The sequence below is a fragment of the Arthrobacter sp. SPT-J7 genome (genome assembly GCF_059089965.1).
Genome location: NZ_JBNHFF010000637.1, coordinates 1 through 270, shown reverse-complemented (window position 1 = coordinate 270; position 270 = coordinate 1). Strand labels below are relative to the sequence as shown.

Sequence of the window (270 nt, the reverse complement as noted above, 5' to 3'; positions counted from 1 at the left end):
CAATGAGCTCTTCGTTGGTGAGCTTCGCCATGGTAGGCGTCCTTCCTGTTGTGGTGTTCAGCGGCGCGGGGGCGCGCTTCACACCGGAGTCTTGTGGGGTAAAGAGAACTAGTTCTCTTCGGCTGCGGGAGCTTCAGCTGAAGCATCAGCAGCAGCTTCTTCAGCGGCAGGCGCCTCGGCAGCTGCCGGTGCACCGTTCTCTTCTTCAAGCTTGAGGCGCAGCGCGTCAATGGTGCGTGCAGCTGCGGCGGCAGGGGCCTTGAGGACGCC

General features: G+C 62.6%; 1 pseudogene. It reads right to left on the bottom strand.

What is annotated here, in order from left to right:
- Window positions 1-108: 108 nt before the first annotated feature.
- A pseudogene (locus tag AC5RWX_RS34615) lies at window positions 109-270 on the bottom strand (50S ribosomal protein L10); the annotation flags it as partial.